The organism is Rhodococcus sp. 105337 (assembly GCF_012844225.1).
GTDB lineage: Bacteria > Actinomycetota > Actinomycetes > Mycobacteriales > Mycobacteriaceae > Rhodococcus.
On the sequence record NZ_JABAGQ010000004.1, the window covers coordinates 62,518 to 89,097 of the forward strand.

General features: G+C 68.1%; 17 protein-coding genes and 1 pseudogene. 10 read left to right on the top strand and 8 right to left on the bottom strand.

All coding sequences use genetic code 11. The annotated features are described in order from the left end of the window. Positions 1 to 20 precede the first annotated feature (20 nt). Positions 21 to 1,754, bottom strand: a complete 1,734-nt coding sequence (locus HF886_RS08580; protein ID WP_169622247.1) for an ABC transporter ATP-binding protein — start codon at positions 1,752 to 1,754, stop codon at positions 21 to 23. A gap of 336 nt (positions 1,755 to 2,090) precedes the next feature. On the opposite strand from HF886_RS08580, the gene rox reads away from it, so the two are divergent. Together rox and HF886_RS08590 are read left to right on the top strand one after the other, a co-directional pair. Further along, on the top strand, positions 2,091 to 3,521 hold the full coding sequence (rox, locus tag HF886_RS08585) for a rifampin monooxygenase (RefSeq protein ID WP_169652080.1): 1,431 nt from the start codon (positions 2,091 to 2,093) through the stop codon (positions 3,519 to 3,521). 56 nt (positions 3,522 to 3,577) lie between these two features. Further along, positions 3,578 to 4,186, top strand: coding sequence for a DJ-1/PfpI family protein (locus HF886_RS08590; protein WP_346765328.1), 609 nt, complete (start codon positions 3,578 to 3,580; stop codon positions 4,184 to 4,186). A gap of 141 nt (positions 4,187 to 4,327) precedes the next feature. Here HF886_RS08590 and HF886_RS21055 read toward each other — a convergent pair. The 3 genes and pseudogenes from HF886_RS21055 to HF886_RS08605 all read right to left on the bottom strand — a co-directional run. Beyond that, positions 4,328 to 4,420: pseudogene (locus tag HF886_RS21055) on the bottom strand (exo-alpha-sialidase); the annotation flags it as partial. 408 nt (positions 4,421 to 4,828) lie between these two features. Continuing rightward, positions 4,829 to 5,521 carry a DUF305 domain-containing protein gene (locus tag HF886_RS08600; RefSeq protein WP_169652082.1) on the bottom strand — a complete coding sequence of 231 codons (693 nt, stop codon included), beginning with the start codon at positions 5,519 to 5,521 and terminating at the stop codon, positions 4,829 to 4,831. 271 nt (positions 5,522 to 5,792) lie between these two features. Then, complete coding sequence (locus HF886_RS08605; RefSeq protein ID WP_169652083.1) at positions 5,793 to 6,080, bottom strand: SHOCT domain-containing protein; 288 nt, start codon at positions 6,078 to 6,080, stop codon at positions 5,793 to 5,795. Positions 6,081 to 6,294: 214 nt separating this feature from the next. On the opposite strand from HF886_RS08605, the gene HF886_RS08610 reads away from it, so the two are divergent. Together HF886_RS08610 and HF886_RS08615 are read left to right on the top strand one after the other, a co-directional pair. Next, positions 6,295 to 6,990, top strand: coding sequence for a response regulator transcription factor (locus tag HF886_RS08610; protein WP_169652205.1), 696 nt, complete (start codon positions 6,295 to 6,297; stop codon positions 6,988 to 6,990). Further along, positions 6,987 to 8,132 (top strand): ATP-binding protein, encoded by a 1,146-nt coding sequence (locus HF886_RS08615; RefSeq protein ID WP_169652084.1) that lies wholly within the window; start codon positions 6,987 to 6,989, stop codon positions 8,130 to 8,132. Before HF886_RS08610 ends, HF886_RS08615 begins: the two co-directional genes overlap by 4 nt. 208 nt (positions 8,133 to 8,340) lie before the next feature. Here the strand turns inward: HF886_RS08615 and HF886_RS08620 are convergent, their stop codons facing one another. Next, on the bottom strand, positions 8,341 to 8,931 hold the full coding sequence (locus HF886_RS08620; protein WP_169652085.1) for an IS30 family transposase: 591 nt from the start codon (positions 8,929 to 8,931) through the stop codon (positions 8,341 to 8,343). Positions 8,932 to 9,925: 994 nt separating this feature from the next. On the opposite strand from HF886_RS08620, the gene HF886_RS08625 reads away from it, so the two are divergent. Beyond that, positions 9,926 to 11,020 (top strand): hypothetical protein, encoded by a 1,095-nt coding sequence (locus tag HF886_RS08625; protein ID WP_206038644.1) that lies wholly within the window; start codon positions 9,926 to 9,928, stop codon positions 11,018 to 11,020. 64 nt (positions 11,021 to 11,084) lie between these two features. Here HF886_RS08625 and HF886_RS08630 read toward each other — a convergent pair whose 3' ends face one another. Next, the gene (locus tag HF886_RS08630) at positions 11,085 to 11,714 is read right to left on the bottom strand and encodes a class F sortase (RefSeq protein WP_169652086.1); all 630 of its coding nucleotides are present in this window, start codon (positions 11,712 to 11,714) and stop codon (positions 11,085 to 11,087) included. A 29-nt stretch (positions 11,715 to 11,743) separates the two neighbouring features. Here HF886_RS08630 and HF886_RS08635 point away from each other — a divergent pair, with 29 nt between their 5' ends. Both HF886_RS08635 and HF886_RS08640 read left to right on the top strand, forming a co-directional pair. Further along, a complete protein-coding gene (locus tag HF886_RS08635) occupies positions 11,744 to 12,103 on the top strand; it encodes a hypothetical protein (RefSeq protein WP_169652087.1) in 360 nt (119 codons plus the stop codon). A gap of 545 nt (positions 12,104 to 12,648) precedes the next feature. After that, positions 12,649 to 15,975, top strand: coding sequence for a trehalose-phosphatase (locus tag HF886_RS08640; RefSeq protein WP_169652206.1), 3,327 nt, complete (start codon positions 12,649 to 12,651; stop codon positions 15,973 to 15,975). A 26-nt stretch (positions 15,976 to 16,001) separates the two neighbouring features. On the opposite strand, the gene HF886_RS08645 is transcribed toward HF886_RS08640, so the two are convergent. Next, complete coding sequence (locus HF886_RS08645; protein ID WP_169652088.1) at positions 16,002 to 18,749, bottom strand: cation-transporting P-type ATPase; 2,748 nt, start codon at positions 18,747 to 18,749, stop codon at positions 16,002 to 16,004. 160 nt (positions 18,750 to 18,909) lie between these two features. After that, entirely contained in the window at positions 18,910 to 19,359 is a 450-nt protein-coding gene (locus HF886_RS08650; protein ID WP_169622240.1) for a hypothetical protein, read from the bottom strand. A 155-nt stretch (positions 19,360 to 19,514) separates the two neighbouring features. On the opposite strand from HF886_RS08650, the gene HF886_RS08655 reads away from it, so the two are divergent. Genes HF886_RS08655 through HF886_RS08665 form a run of 3 tightly spaced genes read left to right on the top strand, consistent with a single transcriptional unit; the run spans position 19,515 to position 26,525 of the window. Then, the gene (locus HF886_RS08655; RefSeq protein ID WP_346765342.1) at positions 19,515 to 20,987 is read left to right on the top strand and encodes a TIGR02677 family protein; all 1,473 of its coding nucleotides are present in this window, start codon (positions 19,515 to 19,517) and stop codon (positions 20,985 to 20,987) included. Continuing rightward, complete coding sequence (locus HF886_RS08660; RefSeq protein ID WP_169652090.1) at positions 20,984 to 22,369, top strand: TIGR02678 family protein; 1,386 nt, start codon at positions 20,984 to 20,986, stop codon at positions 22,367 to 22,369. The genes HF886_RS08655 and HF886_RS08660 overlap by 4 nt, the downstream gene beginning before the upstream one ends. Further along, the gene (locus tag HF886_RS08665; RefSeq protein ID WP_169652091.1) at positions 22,362 to 26,525 is read left to right on the top strand and encodes a TIGR02680 family protein; all 4,164 of its coding nucleotides are present in this window, start codon (positions 22,362 to 22,364) and stop codon (positions 26,523 to 26,525) included. The genes HF886_RS08660 and HF886_RS08665 overlap by 8 nt, the downstream gene beginning before the upstream one ends. Positions 26,526 to 26,580 lie beyond the last annotated feature (55 nt).

A 26,580-nucleotide genomic window follows, 5' to 3' on the forward strand; every position in this document is an offset into this window, starting at 1 on the left:
GTGCCGTGCGGCGGGGCCCGTCACACCTGCTCCTCGACCGCGAGCTGCGACCCGACGATCTCCGCGTAGGTCGGACAGGTCTCCACCAGCTCGTCGTGCCGGCCCAGTCCGACGATCCGTCCACGATCGAGTACCACGATCTGGTCGGCGTCGATGATGGTCGATACGCGCTGGGCAACGATGATCACCGCAGCGGACATGGTGACCGGCCGCAGCGCGGACCGCAGGCGCGCGTCGGTCGACAGGTCGAGCGCGGAGAACGCGTCGTCGAACACGTAGACGGCGGGTCTTCGGACGAGCGCCCGGGCGATCGCCAGACGCTGGCGCTGCCCACCCGAGACCGTGGTGCCGCCCTGGGCCACGGGAGTGTCGAGGCCCAGCGGCATCGCACGGACGAACTCGTCGGCCTGCGCGATACGTAGCGCCTCCCAGATCTCCTCGTCCGTCGCATCACGCTTTCCGTGCCGCACATTCGAGGCGATGGTGCCGGAGAACAGGTACGCCCGTTGCGGGACCAATCCGATCACCGATCGCAGCGTGTCGGGATCGAGTCGCCTGACGTCGGTGCCGCCGACGAGCACCGACCCGGCCGTCGCATCGATCAAGCGCGGCACCAGCCCCACCAGGGTGGTCTTCCCCGAGCCGGTCGACCCTACGACGGCCGTGGTCGTGCCGGGCGCGACGAGGAAGGTGAGGTCGTGCAGTACCGGCTGGTCGGCACCCGGGTATCGGAACTCGGCGGCGCGAAAGTCGACGGTCGCCGGATCCGCGGCGAACCCGGCCGGGTCGGCCGGCCGCACCACCGACGTTTCGGTGGCGAGAACATCCCCGATCCGGTCCGCACAAACGGCCGCCCTCGGGGCCATCATCGCCAGGAACGACGCCATCATCACCGAGATCATGATCTGCACGACGTAGGTGATCATCGCGCTCAGCGCGCCGATCTCCACGCTCCCGTCGGACACGGCGTGGCCACCGAACCAGATGATCCCCACGGTCGTCACGTTGGTGATGAACATGACCGCCGGAAACATCAGTGCCATCATTCGTCCGACCCGTAGGGTCGCGTCGGCCAGTTTGTCGTTGGCGACCCCGAAGCGTTCCATCTCGTGGTGTTCCCGAACGAAGGCGCGCACGACCCGGATGCCCGTGATCTGTTCGCGCAGGACGCGATTCACGCTGTCGAGAAACGCCTGCATGGAGCGGAACCCGGGGATCGTCACCCGGATGATCAGGCTCATCGTCAGACCGAGGACGGGCACCGCCACCACCAGCAGCCAGGCCAGCCCCGGCGCGACGCGCATGCCCAGAACGATGCCGCCGATGCACATGATCGGCGCGGTGACCAGAACGAACGAACTCATCACCAGGAGAAGCTGGATCTGCTGAACGTCGTTGGTGTTCCTGGTGATCAACGACGGAGCGCCGAACGTGCCGACCTCCCGCGCGGAGAAGGTGTTCACCCGGTGCAGGAGATCGTGCCGGATGTCGCGGCCGGCGGCGAGCGCGCCGCGGGCACCGAAGTACTGACCGGAGACGGTGCAGATCACCTGCAGCAGCACCACCACGAGCATCCACCCGCCGATGCGCATGATGTATCCGGTGTCACCTTTCGCGACGCCGTTGTCGATGATGTCGGCGTTGAGCGTCGGCAGGTAGAGCATCCCAGCCGTCGCGACGGACTGCAGTGCTACCACCGCGACGACGTACGCGCGATAACGCGACAGGTACGCGACGATCAGACGGGTCAGCATGTGATCACCCTCACAACGGTAACCACAACTCGACGCAGATGCCCGATGTCACCCATTCGGGGGCCACGGCCCGCGCGTGCCCAGATGCGGATCGACGGGTGCGGCCGGACGGATCGGGCTACAGGAGGGACGTCGGAAACGACGAAGGCAAGGAGTCGTGCGCTCCCTGCCCCTTTCAAGGTATAGCTCACCCCCGGTCTTGCGGCAAGACCCCCGGCGTCCTGCACAATCGCCGTTCGAGGCCAGGACCTGCACACATGCAGGGTTGCGCGGCATCCACGCCGCATCGCCGCCTGGCCGGCGCACCGGATCCACTTCGGACGAATGGGGGTTCTCATGATCGACGTCATCGTGGTCGGGGGCGGGCCGACCGGCATGATGCTGGCGGCCGAACTTCGGTTGCACGGATTGCAGGTGGTCGTACCGGAACAGGACACGGAGCCGACCCCGGTCGTGCGCTCGCTCGGGCTGCACGCGCGCAGCCTCGAGGTGATGGACCAGCGCGGACTGCTCGAGCGGTTCCTCTCGCACGGAAAGAAGCACGCGGTGGGCGGTTTCTTCGCGGGCATTCCCGCACCGGCCCCGCAGGGTCTGGACACCACACATCCGTACGTCCTGGGCATCCCCCAGCCCGTCACCGATCGTCTGCTGACCGAACGCGCATCCGAACTGGGCGCGTCGATCCGGCGCGGTTGCACGGTCGTCGGACTCGAGCAGGACGACGACGGTGTCACCGCGGTGCTGACGGACGGAACGCGGCTGCGCTGCCGATATCTGGTGGGCTGCGACGGTGGTCGCAGCACGGTGCGCACGCTGCTCGGGGTTGCGTTCCCCGGCGAACCGTCCACGGTGGACACGTTGCTGGGCGAGGTGGAACTGACCGCGACGCCGGAGACGATCGCCGCCGTGAGTGCCGAAGTCCGGAAGACGCAGCTGCGGTTCGGCGCGATGCCTGTGGGTGAGGGGCGGCGCTATCGGGTCATCGTGCCCGCTGCCGGGGTGGCCGAAGACCGCAGGGTCCCACCGACCCTCGACGAACTGCGGAACCAGATGCGGAGTGTGTCGGGTACGGACTTCGGCGCACATTCCCCGCGTTGGTTGTCCCGGTTCGGCAACGGCACCCGGTTGGCAGAGCGTTACCGCGTCGGCCGGGTGCTGCTGGCCGGCGATGCCGCGCACATTCATCCACCGACCGGTGGGCAAGGGCTCAATCTCGGTGTCCAGGACGCGTTCAATCTCGGCTGGAAGCTGGCCGGCGCCGTGTGCGGGTGGGCGCCGGAGGCACTGCTGGACAGCTACCACGACGAGCGGCACCCGGTCGCCGCCGACGTACTCGACACCACCCGCGCGATGATGGAGTTGATGTCCGTCGAACCGGGCCCACAGTCTGTGCGCCGCCTGGTGACGCAACTGATGGATTTCGACGTGGTGAACCGCTACCTGGTCGAGAAGGTCACCGCGATCGGAGTCCGCTACGACCTCGGCGACCCGCACGACCTGGTCGGCAGGCACATGAGGGATGTACGCCTGGAACGCGGGCGGCTCTACGAGCAGCTGCACGCCGGCCGAGGACTGTTGCTCGACCGCACCGGTCGCCTGTCGGTGGCGGGCTGGGCCGACCGCGTCGACCACATCGTCGATCCCTGCGAAGAACTGGACGTACCAGCGCTGTTGCTGCGCCCGGACGGCCACGTGGCATGGGTAGGCGAGGACCAGCGGGATGCGGAAAGTCGCCTCACGCGGTGGTTCGGCGCCCCGGCCCGCTGAAGTGTCCCCGCCGGCCGCGCGCACTCACCGCGCGGCGGCGACGATACGATCGCGCCGTGGCAGCGACTCGGTACGGCATCCTCGTCTACGACGACGTCGAGGTGCTCGACGCGTTCGGGCCGTTCGAGGTGTTTTCGGTGGCCGCGCGCCTTTCGGCGGGTAGTCCCCGTGGGAGCGCCGGTGCGACACTCGTGTCCGCATATCCGGATCGGCCTATCGTCACCGCCCGCGGCGGTCTGCGGGTGTGCGCCGACGTATCGATTGCCACCGCACCGGAATTCGATGTGCTGCTCGTGCCGGGAGGTGTCACGCACAGCGCGGAGACCGATCCGGACCTGCTCACCTGGATCGCCGCACGAGCGTCGACACCGATCGTCGCCTCGGTGTGTACCGGGGCATTCCTGCTCGCGGCGGCGGGTGTGCTGACCGACCACCGCGTCACCACGCACTGGGACGACCTGGACGACCTCGCCCGTCGCTTTCCCGAGTTGACGGTGCTGGACGGGCCCCGTTGGGTGCACGATCGAGGCATCTACACCTCCGCCGGTATTTCGGCGGGCATCGACCTCGCCCTGCACCTGGTCTCTTCCGTCGACGACGACCTCGCGCGCCACGTGGCCCGGCAGATGGACTACCGACGATCAGGGGATCCGGGTTCGGCTTGACCTTCGAGTCGACGCGCGCCGATCGCCTGCTCCCTCCAGGGCGCCTGGACCATCGCACCCGGCACGGCAGGGGTCCGGTTGCGACCGAACCGTCCTGGACGAGGTGGAGAGCAACGCCACAGGCGGAGCGCCGGGCAACACCGTGGAGGTGCGTCCCCCGTCGGTGCTGTCGATCAGCCCCAGCGGATTCGGCGCCGAACTCGACGGACCCGGATGCCCGGACGCAACCAGACGACCTGCCCTGCGCCCGCCCAGTGCGGTTCCGACGCTGCGCCGGGCACCTCCGATACCACGGCCGGCTGGGTGGTCGCGGCCGATTGTTCACCGGTCCCACGACTGGCGAGCACTATCACCGCGGCAACAGGAACCAGGACACTCGCCCACCGGCACAGGGACAACTCGACAGAAGAAGATGACCCTCGTTTCGGATCGGTCGAGTGCCGTCTCAGGTGCGAGCCAGGTAAGCAGGGTCGAGGTCGAGGCGGCGGAACATCTCCCCGTGTGCCCCGTGCCCGGCGTGCAGATCATGCTGTTCCTGCCCGGCGGACGCCGGGTCCGGTTGGGGGGTGCCCGTACTCGGGGTGCGGTATCGAGAAAAGCTCCTGACGGTGGCGGGTCGGCAAGGGGCGCGGTGAGTGCCGGCTATTGGGTGGTCAGCAACTGGCGCATGGTGTCGATCTCGCGCTGCTGGGCGTCGACGATGGTGCGGCTCATTTCTATGGCGCCGGGGTATTGCCCGCGTCGGATTTCGGCCTGGGCCATGTCGATCGCGCCTTCGTGGTGGGCGATCATGTGGGTCAGGAACAGACGGGTGGCCTCGGTGCCCTGCGCGTCGGACAGCGCCTGCATGTCCTGCGCGCTCATCATGCCGCTCATGCCGGGCATGTCCTCCGTATCGGGCATGCCGCGGCCCATGCCGGGAATCGAAGTCATGGGCGTAGAGGTCATTTCGGGCATGTTGTGCCCTGCCCCGGGCATGCCGCCCGGCATCTGCGGTTCGTCCCACTGCTCGAGCCAGGAGATCATCTCATCGATCTCCGGGCCTTGGGCAGCCTTGATCTGTTCGGCCAGCGCGGTCACCGGCTCGGGAACACCATTCTTGGAGAGGAGCGTGTCGCTCATTTCGATCGCCTGGGCGTGGTGCGGAATCATCATCCGGGCGAACATCACATCGGACTGGTTGTGTGCTGGGGTCTCTTCCGCAGGGGAGGCGGTCGCCGAGATGGTGGCGCTCGAGGTTGCGGCAGTGGTGCCGGTGTCGGAGTCGCTGCACGCCGCCGCTGCAAAGACCAACGCGAGTGCGGTGGCGCCGACGGCGAGGGTCTTCTTGTTCATGGAAGGTCGTCCTTTCCTCTAATGGTCACAGGGCGGCGCGGAACGCGGTTTCCGCGCCGGCGTAGATGAATCGGATCCGGGCTCGCTGCCCGGGCGCCCGGCTCGTTCGGATCATCGATGACCAGAGCGCCGCACAGGCCGCGGTTGAACTGCAGCCCGGAATGCGAGCTCGACGGGACGCGGCGTCAGCGGGGCCGAGACCACCTGCCGGCCCGGGCGGCGGCACTTCTGCTCGAGGGCCGATCCGACGAGGAAGGATCGACGGGTCATCCTAGCCACTCACTCGTCCCTTCCGAGGCTCGGTCGAGGGGACCTCACCGCCATGGATCAACATCTGCCGACGGGCCACGAATTCGCCGCAGTCGATGTCGCCGCGGGCAAAACGTTCTTCGAGCAGCCGCAGCGGATCGGTGTCCCGTGTGGTGCGGACTGGCCCGGTGCCGCGGTCGGTGCGGAACATCATGGCCATCAGGTAGATCACCACGACCCAGAACGCGACCATGCACACGGCCATGACGATCCATCCGCTCCAGGTCAGCTCACCTGCCCAGCCCATCATGGTCGTCTCCTTTCCCCGGTTCGTGTCTTCAGCCTGGCGTGTGGACCCCCCGATTCCTGTGGAGGTCGTATGAAGATTTGCTCAAGAAGCCGTACGGCAGCGCCAGCAGTGGTGCGCGCTGGTGAAGATGGACGCCATGGAGTCCTTCGCTCGCACCCCCACCGCAGCCGGCGACTCGGTGGCGCCGCAGCGTCCACCGACCGGGTTGCGGGCGATGGTCGTCGAGGACGAGTCGCCGTTGGCGAACCTGATCGGCTCGTATCTCGAACGCGACGGGTTCGAGACCTCGATCACCGGCGATGGCGCCGACGCGGTCACTTTGGCCCGGCAGGTCGACCCCGATGTCGTGGTCCTCGATCTGGGGTTGCCCCGTCTGGACGGGGTCGAGGTGTGCCGGCAACTGCGAACCTTCTCCGATGCCTATGTCGTGATGCTCACTGCGCGCACCGAAGAGATCGACACCCTCATCGGGCTGTCGGTCGGGGCCGACGACTATATGAGCAAACCGTTCAGCCCCCGGGAGCTGATCGCCCGTATCCAGGCCATGTTGCGTCGGCCCCGCACCCACACCACCACCGCGCGAACCGAGCCTGCGGCTGCCCCGCAGACCCGCGGCTTCGGTGAGCTGGCGCTCGACATCGACGGACGTGAGGTCACCGTCGACGGCGCGCCGGTGGCGCTCACCCGCACCGAATTCGATGTCCTCGCCGCCCTGGCGCGTGATCCCGGGGTGGTGTTCACCCGGGCTCAGCTGATCGAAACAGTCTGGGGGCCGAGCTGGATCGGGGACGAGCACCTGGTCGACGTGCACATCGGTCATCTGCGTCGCAAACTCGGCGACGATGCCGTCCGCGGCCGCTATGTGCGTACCGTGCGTGGGGTCGGCTACAAGATGGGTACCGGAGCATGACCGAATCGATTGCTGCTCGGCGAGACTCGGTGTGGCTCAACTTCTCCGGGTCGAGCTTCGGCACCCGACTGTTCCTGGCATTGACGGTGGTGGTGGTCGGGTGCGCGGTCTGTGCCTGGCTTGTCGCTTCCGCTCTCGCGCCCGGAATCTTCCACGATCATCTCGGGCAGGCCGGCATCGACCACAACTCGAGTCAGGCCGGCCACGTCGAGCGGGCGTTCACCTGGGCGATCATCCTGGCCTGGGGTCTGGCGGTCGCGCTCGCGGTGCTGCTGGCGCTGGCGGTGAGCTGGTACATCACCCGACGCGTCCAACACTCGCTGACGGCGGTGACCGCATCGGCCGCCCGGATCGCCGGCGGCGATTACGACACTCGCGTGTACAGCCCCGGACTCGGCCGCGAATTCGACGAGCTCGCCGTCACCGTCAACGAACTCGCCCGCCGCCTCGACGCCACCGAGGCCACCCGCCGCCGGATGCTCGCTGATCTCGGCCACGAGATGCGCACCCCGATCGCCACCCTCGACTCCTATCTCGAAGCCCTCGATGACGGCGTACGCACCTTCGACGACGACACCCGGCAGGTGTTGCGGGCTGCCACCCACCGGTTGGGCCGTCTTGCTCAGGACATCACCGCCGTATCCGGCGCCGAGGAACACTTCACCCGCATCCGTCCGGTGCCCACCACTACCGGTGCACTCGTTGCTTCTGCCGTCGGTGCCGTCCACGAACAGTACGACAGCCGAGGCGTCACACTGATCAGCCGCATCGACGATTCGATGGCCGTGACGGTCGATCCCGATCGGATCGGTCAGGTGCTGGGCAACCTGCTCGACAACGCCCTGCGACACACCCCTTGCGGCGGTGCCGTCACCGTCACCAGCAGGCGATCCGGTCCCGATCGAGTGGAGATCACCGTCGCCGACACCGGCGCGGGCATCGCCTCCGAGCACCTCGAGCATCTCTTCGACCGGTTCTATCGCGCCGACACCGCCCGCGACCGCGGGCACGGTGGCAGCGGCATCGGCCTGACCATCACCCGAGCCCTTGTCGAGGCTCACCACGGCCGTATCCGGGCCCACAGTGACGGACCCGGCCACGGAGCCTGCTTCACCGTCGAACTTCCTACGACCGGGAATTGACCCGGGATTCCACGTCGAAGGGACAGGTTCCTCTACGGCACAACCTCCGGCGGGGCTCCACGGACCGTGGCTGCGACCAGGCGGGGAGGAGAACGTACAGCCCTCCAGATGCCGGCGCATCAACACGCCAGGACAGCCGGTGACGTGCAGGATCGCCCGATGTCGGCTCCGGTCGAAGTCTGAGCAGGTATGCCGGGGCGGGTTCTAGTCATCGTTGCAACACTCGGGGTGGCTCAGAGGTTAGCAGTGCGCCGAACAGTGTTGCCGGGGAGCAGTCTTGGAGAACCCGGCGCGGACGGTCGTTGAGTTCCTTCTCGACGGCCATCAGGTGCTCGAGTGAGTGCACGCTCAAGTCGGTGCCCTTTGAAAAGTAATCCCGCAGCACCCCATTCATATTCTCGTTCGAGCCCCGCTGCCACGGCGATCGAGAATCACAGAAGTACACCGGCACACCCAACGCGGCAGTCACCTCACCGTGACGTGCCATCTCGGTGCCCTGATCCCAGGTAATCGACCGCAGCAGTTCTTGGGGCAAATCCTTCAATCGCTCCGCCAACGCTCGACGCACACTCACCCCGTCGCGCCGAGGCAAGTGCAACAGCCGGACCACGCGGGTACGTCGTTCGACGAGAGTACCGATCGCCGAATGGCCTTCCTTGCCGATGATGAGATCACCCTCCCAGTGGCTTGCTTCGACCCGGTCGTCGGCCGAAGCAGGACGGTCGCGGATGGTGAGCATGGGTTGCTCGAAACGGGAGCGACGGCGGTCGAGAGCAACGTTGGCGTAGGAAGAGTGCATCTGTTTTGTAGCGGGCGGCCGACTTTCGTCACTGCTTGACGGCGGTGAAGGATCGCTCTCTCGACGACATTGCGACCACTTGTACTTCTCTACATCGAATCGGACCGGACGACCACCCCGACTTCCCTTGCGGCAGCGGTTTCGTTCTGGACGTCCGGTTCGGCGGTCACTGCCTCAATGCCCCGCGATTTCATCATGACCGGTTAGATCGACGAGTAAGCCTTGTAGCCGAGCGCGAGCCGCCCGGCTCGCTGGGCCGGCACCGACATCGGCTCCACCAGCTACACGGCGTCCTTGTCCACCTCGGTGCGGCGATGGCTTCGCGCACCTCCGACAGCACCTCGTGGAGGGCGGTGGATCACGCTTCGCCAACAGCGTCCACCGTTTCGCCTCACCGACGCCGCGGAGGTCGCCGGCATCGGCCATTCGGCTTCGTCGGCCGTCGGAGTGAACTCCTCCGTCATCTCCCAAGCAGAGACCTCCGTGTAACCGCAGATACGCGATCCGATCAATCGAGTCCACCAGCACCCCGCCCACCCGATCACCCCGCCCACTCGATCGTTGTGACGACGAGCACCCTGAACAAGTTCCCGATCGCCACCAGCGTAGGGACAGCTCGATCTCGACGCGGGCGGCCCCATCTCATGCGCGGCAGGTTGCCCGTCTCCCGGTCGGCCATCAAAAAGGCTCCCGGAAGGGGTGCACAGTTTTTCCCTCCAGTCGGGTAGCAACTCACTATAAGAGGGAATTATGACGATCAGACGCTAGGCCCTCGCGGGCGCGTTCGGGACGTCCATCACGTCGCCTCTGACGGATCGACTTCGTTACTTATTAGTTTCGTATCTTCCTGTGTCACCGTTTTCCCTGTTCAGCCCGTTTCATTTCATTTCGTTTCGTAATTCATTTCGTTCTTGTAAGGATACAAAACGTAGATTAGGGTGGTGAATAGCCCGATAAGCGGCGTCGGACGCGCATCCCAGACACGAGGACCCCCATGAGCACCTCTTCCCCCGATACCTCTCGCCCGGAAAACGACCACGGCGGGGGTCCGTCCGGGCAACCTGAAGGTGCACCCGCGCGCGTGGGCCGGCCCCGCAAGTACGCGTCGGCCGCTGACCGGGTACGTGCCCACCGCGAGCGCGAACGTGCCAAGAAACAAGCGGCGCTCTCCCCCGCCGCTGCGCAGGCATCCACACCCGACGACGCGATTTCCACCCTGGCTACAACCACGACGGCGTTGCGGACTCTCACCGCGACGACACTCGAGCAGTACGCAGCAATCGCGGCCCGTATCACCGAAGCGGTCGACAAGCTGACCGACGCAGAGGCCGTCGAAGCGCAGATGACCAGAGCTGCGACCGAACTGGCCAAGGTCCGCGCCGACGCCGACGCCAAGATCGCGCGACTGCGCGAACAGCTCGCGCAGGCCACCGAGGATCGCGAGAACGCCGATGCGGCGGTCGTCGCTGTCGACGCCGAACTCGCGGACGCGCGGGCCGCCCACGCCGAACAGGTCCGTCGGCTCCAGCAGGCCCATGAGGAAGAACTCGCCCGGGTGGGCGACGACCATGCCGACACGCTGCAACATCTTCAGGGCCGGCTCGCCGATGCCGAGTCCGAGCACAACCGGGTCGCCGCCGAATACCGGGAGACCATCGAGGAACTCGAGGCCGACCTCACCGGGGGCCGTCGCGCGCTCGACGACACCGCCGCCGAACGAGATCGCATCCGCACCGAACTCTCCGAGACACGCGACGAACTCGGTCGGGTTCGGGCCGCGCTCGAACGCGAGTCTGCAACCGTCGCCCGCCTCGAGTCCGAGTTCGGCGCCGAACGCGACCGGAACGCCGAGCTTCGGGATCACCTCGAGCAGGCCCGGGTCTCGGCCGCCACCTCCCGCGCCGCGGAGACGGCCTCCCGCGAGCGCAGCGACGAGCTGCGGGCCGAGTTGAACGATCTGCGCACCGAAGTCGCCGGGTGCCGGGCAGAACTCGATGCCGCGCGCACGGAACTCGTGCGAGCACGAATGACGGCGGATTCGGTGAAGCACCCGCGCGACGATTCGGCAGGCGTCGAACCACAGAAGTGACGGCCGGCCGTTGCGGACGGGGCTCCGTATTCCTTTCGGCCGCCTGAGCCGTTGCTGCCGCACGCTACGGGGCAGGTACCTCCGCGGCGGGACCGGTCGGCACCGCGAACACGAAGTCGTTGTTCGCATAACCGAGCGGCGGTCCGACGAATTCCCCGCCGCAGGTGATGAGCAGCAGCGTTTCAGGACCATCGAGCCGGTTGATTTCGTCGAGCGGGAGGTTTCCCTCCTTGCCCACGCTCAGCAACCGGTCCACGCGGTACTCGCGTGTGCGCCCGTCACCGGCCGACACGGTCAATTCGTCACCTTCGCGCACGTCGGCGAATCGCGCGGCGAACCCGTCGCCTTGATCGACGTCGTCGACGTGTCCGGTCACCACGATCGCACCGCTCCCCCCGCCGGGCATCGCAGAGTCCACCCACCAGCCGAGTCGTGAAACATCTTGCGGGGGGAGCAATGTGCCGCTCGCGTCGGTGGCGACCGGGTCGGTCGGCGCGGTGACGCCGTCGAGCGTCAGGGACACCGGTGCTGCCGGGTCGTCGGCGATCGCCTCGACCGGTGGCGGCATGTCCTTCTTGCCCTCCGTCACCGACGCCGGGACGGAGGCAGTATCCGGATCGGAGGTGGTGGCGCAGCCGCCCAGAAATACAAGGGCGGCTGCGCACACAACGGTGATGCTCGGTCGTGCCCGCATGTCAGCGACCGTAAATCGATCCGGCAGGGATGGATTGCACCGGCACCCGCGCATCGGGATTGCGATGGACCGGCGGGGCACTCGGACTATCCGGAACCGGAGCATGCGGCGGCACGGTGCTGTGCGGGTGCGTCGGTTGCGGCGTCGTCGATGACGGCGGTTTCGTGGGCGGTGGTGTGGTCGTCGGTGGTGTCGTCGATGGAGGTTTCGTCGTCGGTGGTGGAGTCGTTGTAGGCGGCGGCGTGGTCGACGGGGGTTTCGTCGTCGGTGGCGGAGTCGTTGTAGGCGGTGGTGTCGTCGTCGGTGGCGTCGTCGACGGCGGTGGTGTCGTCGTGGGCTGGGTCGTTGCCACCGTCGGTGCGGACTCTTCGGTACTGCCCGCTGGTTGAGCCCCGGCTCCGCCGGCCACAGCCACGAGCAGTGTCGTTCCGAACAGCGCGGCGAGGAATGGAGATGCTTTTCGCATGGTGGGTGCCTCAATTCGATGACCGAATGGATGGGTACCCCGACGTATGACATGTCGCAGGGACGACCACGGGTGTTAACGATTCCGCGAGTCGAGTCCCAGCCGACGCAACTCCGATACCGCGCCGTGTCCTCTCCGGGTGCCGGACGCTCTATTCCGCAGTATCGATAGGTCTCGTCCTTTTCGAACTCGCGCCCGCATCACCGGGCTACTGTCCGGTGGAAGGTGGGAAGACTGTTCTCGTTCCGTCCGGGAGGCACTGTGCAGAACGACGAGGGTGACACCGCTGACCGGCCGCTCATCGACCTGCGGCATCACAGCGCGGTGGTCGTCGATCTCGGGGTCGTTCCGGGTGTCGCGTCGTTCTCCGGTGCCGAGGGCACCGGAACGTCCCGTCCCGACGAAACCGAGGGACGAGCAGACCCGGTGACGGCACTGCTGCGCCGACTGGACAGTGCCGGTGTGGGGATGGCGGTGTTCTCCCCCAGCGGACACGCGAAGGAAGCGTTGGAGACCGCGGGCCTCAGCGGGCCGCTGTCCGTCGCGGTGAACGAGACGACACCCGAGGGGGCCGCGGCACGCCTGGGCGCCAGGCCGTCGTCCGCCGTGCTCGTCACAGCCCGCGGCGAGCACGGGGTGCACCCCGGGCATCGTGCCGGGTTCGCCCTGGTCATCGAAGTCGACCGGGAGGGAGGCGAGCGGGATCCGATCGTCGCGGGCACACACGTGGTGGTCCGGGATCTCGGCGAGATCGGACTGCGGGCAGATGATCGCCCCCTCTCGGACATCCCCGACGCCGCCGCGTCCGACGCGGAACTGGCGGCGTTCCTGCGGCTCCACGAACCGGTCCTGCTACTCGACCTCGACACCGCCACGGCGGATACCGAGCCGACCGAAAACCTTCGGAGCGCTCTGGCGAGGCTGGCGGAAACATGCATCGTTGTGGTGCTGAGCAGACGAGACCTGACGGGCCTGCAGGACCGGCTCGGGATACCCGGCCTGTGGTACGCGGGCCGACACGGGTTCGAACTCGCCGGACCGGCCGGCGAGAAGTACGAACACCCTGCCGTACTCGCGACGGGGACCGGTGCCGACCGAGCATCCGGTCACCCGGATGGCGGGGAAATCAGTCCCGCGCCTGGGCGGGACAAGGGCACAGCACTGCACTGGGTGCTCGAACACATCGCCCAGGGGAAGTCGGTGCTGCCCGTATACATCGGAGGCGATCGCACCGACGAGGACGCATTCGATGCGCTGCCCCGCGGCGGGATCGGGGTCGTGGTCCGGCACGAGGCCGGCGAGGATCGACGGAGCGCCGCCCGGTTCGCGGTGAACGGCGCGGCCGGGGTGCAGGAGCTGCTGGATCTGGTCGGCGACATGCTCGAGCGCAACCCGCCGGATGCGTCCCGGGCCGGTGCGTGGACGCTGTTCTACGACGACTACGACCCTGATTCCGAGAAACTCCGGGAATCACTCTGCACCGTGGGAAACGGGTTCTTCGCCACGCGCGGGTGTGCGCCCGAAGCAGTCGCGGGTCCGACCCACTATCCGGGCACGTACGTCGCCGGCCTGTTCAACCGGTTGCAGGACGACCGTCCGGGCATGACGCTCGTCAACGAAAGCCTGGTGAACACGCCCAACTGGCTGCCGCTGACGTTCCGGATCGACGGTGGACCGTGGTTCGACGTGGACGCGGTCGAACTGCTCGATTACCGCCAGTACCTCGACCTGCGCCGGGCGGTTCTCACCCGCCGGGTGCAGTATCGCGACGCCGCCGGGCGGACGACCACAGTGGTCCAGCGACGGTTCGTCGCGATGCATCTGGCGCATATCGGCGCGCTCCAGACCACGGTGGTGGCGCACGATTGGTCGGGCCTCGTGGAGTTCAGATCTTCGCTCGACGGTTCGGTCCGCAACGCGCTCGTCGACCGATACCGTGACCTGGCCGATCGACATCTCGTCCCGGTGGACGCGCGCGAGGTGTCGCCCGGTTCGGTGGTGCTGAGCATGCGGACGAACCAGTCGCATGTCCCGGTGGCGACGGCAGCACGCACCACCGTCCGGTCCAACGGCGAGCGACACGACACCACCTGTCAGTTGTTCGAGAATGACGGCAGCATCGGCCATATCGTCGCTGTCCGCGTCGACGAGGGTCGAACCGTCACGGTGGACAAATTGGCCACCGTGTTCACCGGTCGCGACCGTGCGGTCTCCGATCCTGCCGACGCGGCCACCCGCCTGTTGTCGGCGTCGGGCACGTTCGACGAGATCCTCGACGGTCACGTGCGGGCGTGGGAACTCCTGTGGGACCGGACCCGGATCACTCTCCATGATCGGCCGGATGAGTCCCGGATTCTGCGTCTGCACATGCTCCATCTCCTCCAGACCCTGTCGCGGAACACCGCCGATCTCGATGCGGGTGTCCCGGCCCGCGGCCTGCACGGCGAGGCCTACCGCGGACACATCTTCTGGGACGAGTTGTTCGTCTTCCCGGTGCTCAACCTGAGGAAACCGTCGCTGACCCGGTCCCTGCTGATGTACCGGTACCGCAGGCTGCCGGAGGCACGCCGCGCGGCCCGTGCCGCCGGTTACCAGGGCGCGATGTTCCCGTGGCAATCCGGAAGCGACGGACGGGAAGAGAGCCAGCAGTGGCACCTCAATCCGCGGTCCGGGCGGTGGCTGCCGGACCCCAGTGCGCGGCAGCATCACATCGGCATTGCCGTGGCCTTCAACGTGTGGCAGTACTACCAGGTCACCGGGGATCTCGCGTTCCTCGGTGAGTGCGGCGCCGAGATGCTGGTCGAGATCGCACGGTTCTTCGCGAGTCTCGCCACGTACGACAGCACTCGGTCCCGATACGTGATGCGCGGGGTCGTGGGACCGGACGAGTTCCACTCCGGGTACCCCGAGGCTCCGTACGACGGCATCGACAACAACGCCTACACCAACGTGATGGCGATATGGGTCATTCTTCGTGCGATGGAAGCGCTTGCCACACTTCCTGATCCGGACCGGACCGACCTGATGCACAGTCTGCACCTCGACGCGGACGAACTCGCCCGGTGGACCGATGTCACCCGGCGGATGTTCGTTCCGTTCCACGACGGGGTACTGAGCCAATTCGAGGGATACGCCGATCTGGCCGAACTCGACTGGGACGGTTATCGCGAGCGGTACGGAAACATTCAGCGACTGGACCGGATCCTCGAGGCGGAAGGCGACGATGTCAACCGGTACCGCGCCTCGAAACAAGCCGACGTGGTGATGCTGTTCTACGTACTCTCGGCCGACGAACTGCGAGACCTGCTCGGACGCGCGGGTTACCGGTTCGAACCGGCCGCGATCCCCCGCACCATCGACTACTACCTCGCGCGCACGTCCCACGGATCGACCCTGAGCGCCGTGGTGCACTCGTGGGTCCTCGCGCGCGGCCATCGCGACGAGGCCGTGGAGTACTTCGAGAGAGTTCTCGTCTCGGATGTCACCGATATTCAGGGTGGCACCACCCGGGAGGGCATCCATCTTGCGGCGATGGCGGGAAGCATCGACCTGCTGCAACGGTGCTTCACCGGACTCGAGACACGAGGCGACCACCTCATCTTGAACCCGCAGTGGCCGGAAAGCCTCGGTGCGCTGGAGTTCCCGATGCGCTACCGCGGACACAACCTCCAGGTATCGGTCCACGGCCGGAAGGTGGAGGTCACCGCCGGGCCCGGAGACCACCGCCCGATCGAGGTGATGTGCCGCGACCGGACAGCCACTTTGCAGCCCGGGTGCACCGTTGCGCTGAGCTGACGTCGCGCGAACCCTCGCAGGGCCGCTCATCGGGCGTGGCGGCGGGCTCTTCTGCGCAGGAGTTCGTCGCATCCCCACACCACGACCGGAAGCGGCAGCAACAGCGCGAGCTGCCACCACTCGGGCACCGCAGTACCGAACACTTCCCGGAGTACCGGCACCGTCACGATCACTGCCGCGAAGAACACCTCGAATGCGATGCCCCACAACAACAACGGGTTGGTGAACAACCCGATGTCGGCGAGCGATGCACGCTGCGTGCGGGCCGCCGTGGCGGTGCCTATCTGGCACGCGACGATCGCCAGGAACGTCATGGTGGTCGCCTGCTGCCAGGTGTGGTGCAGCGGACCGGAGTCGACGTCGGCGCCGAGCGACCATCCCCCGGCCACCAGCGTGCCGAGGAACAGCGCCAGCACCAGCACCGTCGAGACACCGCCGAGCACCAGCCAGGCACGGACCATCATGGATCGGTCGATGACCGACTGGGCCCGCGTCCTGGGTGCGCGTTCCATGAGTCCCGGCTCCGCGCGTTCACGTCCCAGCGCCAGAGCAGGCACCGTCTCCGTCCCGAGGTCGATCGCCAGAATCTGCATCACGGTCAACGGCAGAGGTATGGCCCCGCCACTCAACGCGTACAACAGGAACGGCACGACCTCCGGGGTGGTGTGCGCGAAGATGTAGACGATGAACTTGCGGACGTTGTCGTAGACCCTGCGGCCGGCCTCGACCGCAGTCACGATGGTCGCGAAGTTGTCGTCCGTGAGAACCATCGTGGCCGCTTCGCGCGCCACATCGGTACCCGACTTGCCCATCGCGATACCGATATCGGCGCGGCGCAACGCCGGAGCGTCGTTCACGCCGTCGCCGGTCATGGCCACGATGTAGCCGGCACCCTGCAACGCGTCGGTGATCCGCAGCTTGGACTCCGGCGAACTGCGCGCGAAGATCAATTCGCCAGGAGTCGCGAGGACCGCGTCGAGTTCGCGGTCGGACATGCGGTCGACCTCGTCACCCCCGAGCACGGTCAGTCCGCCCCGCCCGATACCGACGCTCTCGCCGACACCTCGGGCGGTCAGCGCGTGATCGCCGGTGACCACGATCAGGCGTATCCCGGCGTCGTGGCATCGCGCGACCGCGTCGGGCACCTCTGCGCGGGGCGGATCGATCATGGCGGCGACACCGAGCAACACCAGGTCGTGTTCGGCGTCGTCGCGTTCGGGCAGCGACCCCGCTTCGGGATCGAGACGGCGTTCGGCAAGCGCGAGGACGCGTCGTCCCTGTCGTGCCCACGAATCGACGACACCCTCGACCTCGAGGCGATCGGCGTCCGTCAGTTCGCGGTCGCCGCCCACGCCGACCGCGATCCGTGTACAGCGGGCGAGCACGACCTCCGGCGCACCTTTGGTGTGCACCCAGGCACCGCCGGGACCGTCATCGACCGTGGACATGCGGCGCAGCACGGAGTCGAACGAGTAGAGCGCCCGGCGACCGGAATGCTCGGCGGGTACGTCGACACCCATCGCCTCGGCCGCACGGAGCAGCGCCAATTCGGTCTGGTCCCCGGTGCCTTGATCGTCACCGGATGTGTCCTTGCGGCGGATCGTCGCATTGCTGCAGCACACCGCAGCCCAGGCGAGGCGAGCCGGCGGCGTGTCGGGTGCCGGGCGCTCCGGCGACCCGTCGAAGTCGAGGACACCGGCAGCAGTCCACATTTCCACCACGCTCATCTCGTTGAGCGTGAGCGTGCCGGTCTTGTCCGTGCAGATCACGCTCGTCGAACCGAGTGTTTCCACCGCGGAGATCCGTTTGACCAGGGCACCCCGCCGGGCGAGGATCCGCACCCCGACCGCCAGGGCGAGCGTGATCGTCGGCAACAGTCCCTCGGGGACGTTCGCGACGAGCAACCCGATCGCGAAATCGGCGGCTTGTGAGAGCGACAAGCCCGCGAAGATGGTGCCCAGCGGAATGAAGGCGATCCCCATCCCGACCGCCACCAGCGCGATGAGCTGCGCCACCCGCTTGACCTGCTTCTCGAGCGGGCTCTCCTCGTGCCCCACTCGCTGCGACAGGGCGGCGATCCGGCCGAGTTCGGTGCGCATGCCCGTCGCGAACACCACTGCGGTGGCCTCGCCCGCCGTGCAGGAGGTTCCACTGAACACCACGTCTCGTGCCCTGATGAGGGGCACATCGGTGCTGCCGGCGTCGACGCGTACCTCGACCGGCGCGGATTCACCGGTCAGTGTCGACGTATCGATGTCCACCGCCCCCGACAACAGCCGAGCATCCGCAGAGATGCGGTCGCCCTCGGAGACGACCACGACATCACCCGGCACCAGCAGGTGCGCCTCGACCTGAGTCTCTTGTCCGTCGCGCAGCACCCGCGCGTGCGGCGGCAGGTAGGCCGACAGCGCTTCCACGGCTTGTTCGGCGTGACGCTCCTGCACGAAGGCAAATCCTGCGTTGAGGCAGATGACGACGACGATCGCGACGGCCAGCGGCCCCGAACCGGAGACCCAGGCGAGGAGAGCCGCCACCCACAGCAACAACGCCAGCGGATGGACGAGCTGGCGCAGCAGCTCGCGCCAGGCCGGCTCGCCCTTCTGCCGGACCAGGTCGTTCGCGCCCACCTGGGCCAAACGCCGTTCGGCCTCTCTGGCCGAGAGGCCCTCGGTGCGGGTACGCAGATCCCGCAAGAGGCGGTCGAGCGACTCCTGCGGGTCCGTGACGGAGAAACCTCCGTCCGAGACCGGTGGCGATGTCGGTGAACTCGTCATGAGGGAACCGCCTCTGCGCCGATGCGGTGTCGGTGCTGGGAGTCAGGGCCGCTGAGTGCAGAGTCAACAGGGCGACGGCGTTCCTCGTGGGAGGAACGAGGCACCACTTCGGTATCGATCGCCGTTCACGGTGCGTGCGGGCGGGTGTATCCGCAGCGGGCTACGGCATCGTCGTATCGGTACGGGGCAGTTCGTCGGGGAACCGGAGGCTGCATCCCAGTTCGTCGGCCGACGCGGTGCTCCAGCCGTCCCGGAACCAGGCGACACAGGTGTCGGCGACGAGGCGGACGTCGCGGGAGAACAGATAGCCGTCGGTGCAGTCCTCGAAGTGGCCGTCGAAGTGCCACAGGTCCAGGACCAGCCCGTTCGGGGTGTGGTCTCCGAGCAGCAGGTGCGACAGCTCGATACGTGAGCGGCGGAGCATGAGCACACCGTCGGCGAGCACATGGATCTGCGCGCACACGACCTCGGGGTCGTCCTCGGACGGCACATAGTCGCGCGGGCCGATCTCGAGGACGAATCCGGCCGGCCTGCCGGTGAGCGACGCGACGAGCCATTGCGCCATGTCGTCCCACGTCGTGGCACCCGAACCGGCCCCGGGATCCGGCATCTCCCCTCCTACGGTCGCACGTTGTCGCACGACCAGAATAAGGAAGCGCGCCGACACGGGCGGCGGGTGATGCGGGCTCCGGGCGCCCGTCCGCCTACCCTGTCACGGTGAACGAAACAGGTCGATCCGGCACCCGGACGGTCGAGGACCCGACGGTGCGGCACGGCCGGCTCCGGCTGTTCTCCTTTGCGACCGCCGAGAAACGCACCGAATATCTGTGGGTGCTCCGGGCGTTCGATCATGCCCGCGCCAACTACGTGGTGCTGCTGCACGCAGCCGATGTCGAAGCTGTGCTCGGCCGCATCAGCGGTGACGATCCGGCGGCAGCACTGACCTCGTCGGAGATCGCTCCCCTGCTCGAGCAGTTGCACGCGTGGGGCGTGCTCGAACGCAGCTACGACGGAACCCGCGCAGCCACCCTCGCGGAGTACCGCAACCGGCACTTCGTCTACCAGTTCGGGCAGGAAGGGTTCTATGCCTTCCGTGCCGTCGACGACGTCCTGACCGGTCGCGGGCACGATGTCGCGCTGTCCCGGTTGGCGCTGGCCGATCTCCTCGCCGATCTGACCGAACTCGCCGATGCCAACGACGCCGGGGACGGCGAACTCGTGTACCGGAAACTCAACCGCCTCGATGCGACCCTGTCGGACATGGCGGAGCGGGCCGCGCGGTTCTACCTCGTCCTGGGTGACCTGGTGCGCACCACCGAGATCACACCCGAAGTGTTTCTCACCCACAAAGACGCGCTGCTCTCGCACATGCGGGAGTTCAGTTCCGACCTCGCCCGGTACGCGCCGAAGCTCACCGCCGCCCTCGCGCGGGTCCAGGCCACCGGCGCCGCGCGGCTACCTGCCCTCGCCGCGGCGCACGACGAAAGGGTCCTGCTCTCCTACGAAGAACGCGAAGCCGACTGGCGCCAGCGCTGGCGCGGGCTCGAACACTGGTTCGCGGGCATGGGGTCGGCGCCGAGCGAATCCGAGCGGTTGCGGGAGGGCACGATGAGTGCGATCGCGGCGGTGCTGGCGCTGCTGCGCCGCCTCACCGAGACCCGCCGAGGCGGAGTGAGCCGGGAGTCGCAGTTGCGGCACCTGGCGGGATGGTTCGCTGCCGCGCCCAGCGAGGATGCCGCGCACGCATTGTTCGGGGCGGTGTTCGACCTGGGCCGTCCCCGGCATTTCTCGGTGCCGCATTCCGACGCCGACGTGGTGCCCGCCAACCGGTCGTGGTGGGACGCACCGCCGGTCGAGATCTCCCGCACGCTGGCCGAAACGGGCCGGACACCGTCTCCCGGTGCGCCCGGCCGGGTGCACCGCAACGACGCGGCCGTGCGGCGGTTGCGTGAAGTGCAGTGGGAGAACCAGCGACGCCGTGCCGACGCGGCGCGGTCCCTCGCCTCCGGCGGCGTGCGGGACCGTGAACTCACCGAACCGGAGACCGAGGTGCTGCTCAGCCTCATCGACGCGGCGCTGTCGGCGCGGGTACCGGTGAGCGGACGCGTCCGCGGCGACGGAACGTCCGGCACGCAGAACGGCGTGAAACTCACGTTGCGGCCCAGCACCGAATCAACGGTGGTGCGCACCGCACGCGGACGGTTGTATCTGGACGCTCTCACCGTGGACGTGCAGTGAGAGCACGCACCATCGCGCCGCTCGACCTCGATTCGTACCAGCGCGCGGCCCGCCTGATCCTCACCCACCACCTGGTGACCTCGACGTTCCCCGACCGCACCGCCCTGCCGTTGCTGCGGCGGTGGGCCACCGAATTACGTGACGACCTGCTCGACACACTCGGCTACCGGCTCGAGGTGACCGAAACGACGGCCAGGTTGTTCACCGTGCTGGACCGGCTCGACCCGGGGGCTGGTACCGCCACCCACACCGACCGGCCCTTCGACCGGCGGCGGTATGCCTACCTCGCACTGGCCGTTGCGGCGCTCGGCCGCGCAGGTGGACAGATCAGCCTGTCCGAACTGGCCGGCCACGTAGCCGCCGATGCCTCCCGGATCGACGGAGTGGATCTGGCCACCGACAGGGCGACGGACCGCGACGCCTTCGTCGACGCGGTGGCCTGGCTCGCGGCGCGCGGGGCGATTTCCCTCGCCGACGGTGATGCGGGTGGATGGGCGAGCGATCCCGACAGCGGCGAAGCTCTCTACGACATCGACCGGTCGGTCGTGGCGGCATTGTTCCGTCCGCCGCTGGCCCTGCAGCACCTGAACTCGGTGCGCGGTCTGCTCGCGGACCCGGCCGGCGGCGCCCACGTGTCCGACGGGCGGCGTTCCGCCGAGGCCACGCGACGGGTTCGTCGCGCTCTGATCCAGCGTCCCGTCGTCTACGCGGAGGGACTCGACGACGCCGAAGCAGTGCAACTCGCGCTGCCGCGCACCACCGCCGACCTGGAAGTGCTCACCGGACTGGTGGCGGAGCGGCGTGCGGAGGGCGTGGCCCTGGTGGACACCTCCGGTCGCCTGTCGGACGTGCGGTTCCCCGGCACCGGCACCGTCGCGCAGGTGGCACTGTTGCTGGCCGGAGAGATCTGCGACCGGGTGCTCGACCCGGATCTGCCTGCACCGCTGCGACTTCCCCTCCCCGCCGACGAGCACGACGCTCTCGTCGCGGCGGTGGACGCAGCGATTCCACGCTCGGGGGTGTTCACCGCGTTGGCGGTGACCGGCCCACCCGACCGCGCGGACGGAGACGATCTCTCCGGAGAGCGCGTCCGGCCCGAGCACCCGATGGTCGACGATGCGTGGCTGGCGAGCACCATCCGCGGGCTCGTCGACACCTACGGCCGCACCTTCGCGGCGCAATGGCAGGCGGATCCGGCGGGCCTCACGGACGCGGCGGTGGCTCTGCTCGCGAAGCTGGACCTCGTCGCCCGGGTGCCCGGTGGCGTGCTCGCGCTGCCCGCGTCGGCGCGGTTCCGGGGCGCGACCGTCAGTGTGCGTAAACGAGATCCGCAGATCGACCTGTTCCCGGACGAGACAAGCGAGACGGAGAGTCATGAGTAGTGCCCGTTTCCGGCCCACCCGCGCCGGAATCATCAATCTGTGGGACTACCGGGATCAAGAGTTCTCGTTCGCGGACGGGCGCCTGGTGCTCCGTGGCCCCAACGGGTCGGGTAAGACCAAGGCCCTCGAGGTGCTGTTCCCGTTCGTGCTCGACGGGCGCATCGAACCGCGCCGGCTCAACCCGTTCGCGGGCGAAGAGCGCACGATGCGCTCGAACCTGCTGTACCAGGGGCAGGACAGCGCGTACTCCTACGTGTGGATGGAGTTCTGCCGCGGCCGGGCCGAGGACCCGGAGGCCGTCACGGTCGGGGTCGGCATGCGCGCCACGCGGGGAAACGACAAGGTCACGCGCTGGTATTTCGTCGTCGACGGACGCGTGGGTGTCGACTTCTCGTTGCTCGACACCGAAGACCGGCCGCTGACCCGGAAGCAGCTGATCGAGGAAGTCGGCGCCGACGCGGTCACCGACCGGCCGGTGGAGTACCGGGCGGCCATCGATGCGCGCATGTTCGGGCTGGGGGCGCAGCGATACGACCAATTGATCAACCTGATCCTCACGTTGCGACGCCCGCAGCTGGCGAAGAACCTCGATCCCAAGGGGTTGTCCCAGGCGCTGACCGACGGTCTCCGCCCACTCGACGATCAACTGCTGGTCGAGGCGGCCCGGTCGTTCTCCGACATGGAGGAGGTGTCGCGGACGCTCGAATCGCTGGCCGCGGCCGACGACGCGGCGCAGAGTTTCGTCGCCGTGTACTCGAACTATCTGCGGCAGCAGGCACGCTCGGAGGTCGACCAGGTGGGGATGCGTCTCGCGACGGTCCGGGCCGCAGTCGAGGCGTTGCGCTCTGCCGTCGCCGACAGAGAAGGAGCCGCCGCCGCCCGCGCACAGGCCGAGGAAACCCTCGCCGTGGCCGAGCGCGACCTCGAACAGGCCCGCGCCAATCTCGACGCCCTGCAACGCTCCGGCGCATACGAGGGCAAACAACAACTCGACGACCTTGCGCAGGCGGTCGCGAACCTCGAACGCACCACCGCGGTGCAGGCCGAGCAGGCAGAGCGGGCTCAGAGCGCGGTCGCGCAGCGCGCCGACGAACTCGAGCGGGCCGAGTCCGCCCTCGCCGCAGCACTGTCGACGCGGACCCGCTGCGAGGATGCACTTCACGAGGCCGCCGAAGACGCGGGCATCGACTGGCACGGTGCCGAACATCTCGATCGAACCGATCGGCTCGTCGCCGCGCTCGACGCACACGCGGAAGAACGCGACGCCGACGTGCGGGCGGTGCGGGCGGCCACCGGAAGCGTGGACGCCGCTGCGGCAGCGCGCACGCGTGCGGAGGCCGCGGCGACGCGCAGTCGCGCGCAACGCGAGTCGGCCGCCGCTGCGGTGGACGCGGCGGAAACAGTGGTCGCACTGACGCGAGCGGAGACGGCCACCGACCTGCGGACATGGTGGACAGAGCATGCGGAACGCTATGCGGTAGAGGGCATTTCGCAGGATCTGCTCGACGCGCTGGACTCCGCGATCGCGGCCGCCGGGCAGGACGACGCCGCGACACCCGCCTCTGTGCTCGGCATCCACACGGCCCCCGCGCTCGAGGAACTCCGGTTCCGGCGACGCGCGCTCACCTCGGAGATCGAAACACTCGGGGTGCGGATCGCGGAGTACGACGTTGAGCGGACCGAAGTGGACGCCGAACACGACGACGCTCCCCCGCCGTTCCCGGCGCGGACGGGAAGCCGGGAGTCGCTGCCGGGCGCTCCGTTGTGGCGTCTGGTGCGATTCCGCGACGACGTCACCGCAGCGGACGCAGCCGGAATCGAGGCGGCCTTGCAGGCCGCGAACGTGCTCGACGGATGGATCTGGGCGGGGAACGGCGAGTTGCCTGCCACCGAGTCGGAACAATTCCTCGTCGCGGTGCCGGCACCGCATCGGCCGTCGGGGCCGACGCTGGCCGATGTGCTGGTGCCCGAACCCGATACGGAGGTCCCCGAGCGCGATGTCGCCGCCGTGCTCGAGTCGATCGCGCTGACGTCCACACCGGCCGGCGGGGTCGCAGTGTCGGTGGACGTCACGGGCGGTTTCCGGCAGGGCACTCAGGTGGGCCGGCACGTCAAGACACACGCCGAGTTCATCGGGGCGACGGCCCGCGCACGCCGGCGACAACGACGAGTCACGGAACTCGAACGTGCGGTCGCCGAAGCACGTTCGACGGCGGAGTCGTTGCGCGAGCAGCATCGCCTCCTCGGGGACCGGCTGACCGGGCTCGACGAAGCCGCCGCCGCGGTGCCCCGCACCGGGTCGGTGCTTGCCGCTTTGCGGAAGGTCACCGAGTGCGCGGGTGCACTGCGGACGTCCACCGAGGCGGCTGCGGCCGCCGACCGCGATCTCGATCAGGCGCTGGCGGAATTCGCTACCCGGCAGCAGCACCTGCGCTCGATCGCCGCACGACATCGCGCGCCCCACCTCCCGCAGGAACTCGACAGCCTGGACGCTGCGGTGCGGCACTTCCGCTCGCAGGGACAGGCCCTGCTGCGGGCGTTGCGAGAGCACGCCGCCACCGGCGAGCGGGTACGAGAAGCGCGGGTGCGGCTCGACGAGGCACGCCGCGTCGCCGACGAAGCCGCCGAACAATCGGCCATCTCCGAAGAGTCGTTCACCGCCCAGCGACAGAAACTCGAAACACTGCGCGACGCGCTCGGTGCCGGCGCCGACCGGATCGACGTGCAACTCGAACAGGCTCGGGCCCGGATCGAGTCTGCGAAGACCTCCCAGCGTGCCGCGCGCAAAGCGTATGAAGCGGCCATCGAGCGGATCGGCAAGTCGGAGGCCGCGCATACCGCCGCCGAGGACACCCTGCGTTCGGCGCTGGCGGAATCCCGCGCCGACGCCGAGCGGCTGGCGCCTTTCGCGCGGCCGGACCTGCTGGCGCTCCTCGGGATCGAGCACCCGCACGCGTGGCCGGCGAGCACCGCGGCGTGGCTGGACACCGACCAACTGCTGTACCGGATTCAGCACGCGGAACCCGACGCCGACGTTCCGGTCTTCCCGTCCGAGGTGCAGGCGCTCTTCCGTTCGCTGGCAGCGGCGACGGCAACGGTCACCGCCAGTGAATCGGCTCGCAAGTCCACGCGCACCGCGCTCGCCGCTGCCGTGCAGGAGTTCGATACGGAACTCGCGCGTAGTCAGGACTACCGGTTGCAGTGGGATGCGCCCGACGGGCTGACCGTGGTGCAGGTGCAGGACGAACAGGGGTACTCGTCGGTCGGGCAGTTCGCGGTGCGTATCGCGCACGCTCGTCGCGAGCAGGAGTTGCTGCTGACCGACTCCGAGCGCCGCATCCTCGAAGATGCCCTGCTGGCGGCTCTGTCCCAGCAGATCCACGAACGCACCGTCGACGCACGAGACCTGATCGCACGCATGGGTGCCGAGATGCGGCAGCGGCACATGTCCTCGGGCAACACGATCGGCGTGCACTGGGTGCTCGCGGACGATCTGGACGACCCGGCGCGCGCGGTCTGCAAACTGCTCGACCGCGACGCTGCGGCGCTGTCGGCGGACGACCTCGCCGGCATCCGGGCGCACTTCGCATCCCGGATCCGTGCGGAACGAGCCGCGCATCCGGAGCGCTCCTACCCGGAAATCCTTGCCACGACCCTCGATTACCGCCGTTGGCGGGTGTTCTCGTTCAGTCTCATCGGCGCGGACGGGAGCGACGACAAACTCACACCTGCGCGGCATTCGGCGTTGTCGGGCGGTGAGCAGTCGGTGTCGCTGCATCTGCCGTTGTTCGCGGCGGCGCACGTGATGCTCGATTCCGCGGATCCGCATGCGCCGCGGTTGCTGGCGTTGGACGAAGCGTTCGCGGGCGTCGACGACACGGGGCGAAGCGAGTTGCTCAGTCTGTGTGTGCAGTTCGACCTGGACTTGTTCATGACCGGATTCGACCTGTGGATCACGTACGCCGGTGTTCCCGGTTGCGCGCACTACGACCTGTCGCATTCGGTCGCCGAGCACACCGTTGCCGCGACGCTGCTGGTGTGGTCGGGCGGGGAACTGCTGGCCGAGCACGACGGCTCGGACCTCGCAATTGCGTTGGGATCCCCCGGTACCCGGAAGGTGGCGCAGCCGGTGGAGGGGTCACTCGAATTCGTCTAGCCACGTGCAGGCGGCGGGCCCGGTTCCACAGTCACCGCACGGAGATCGGATCGCC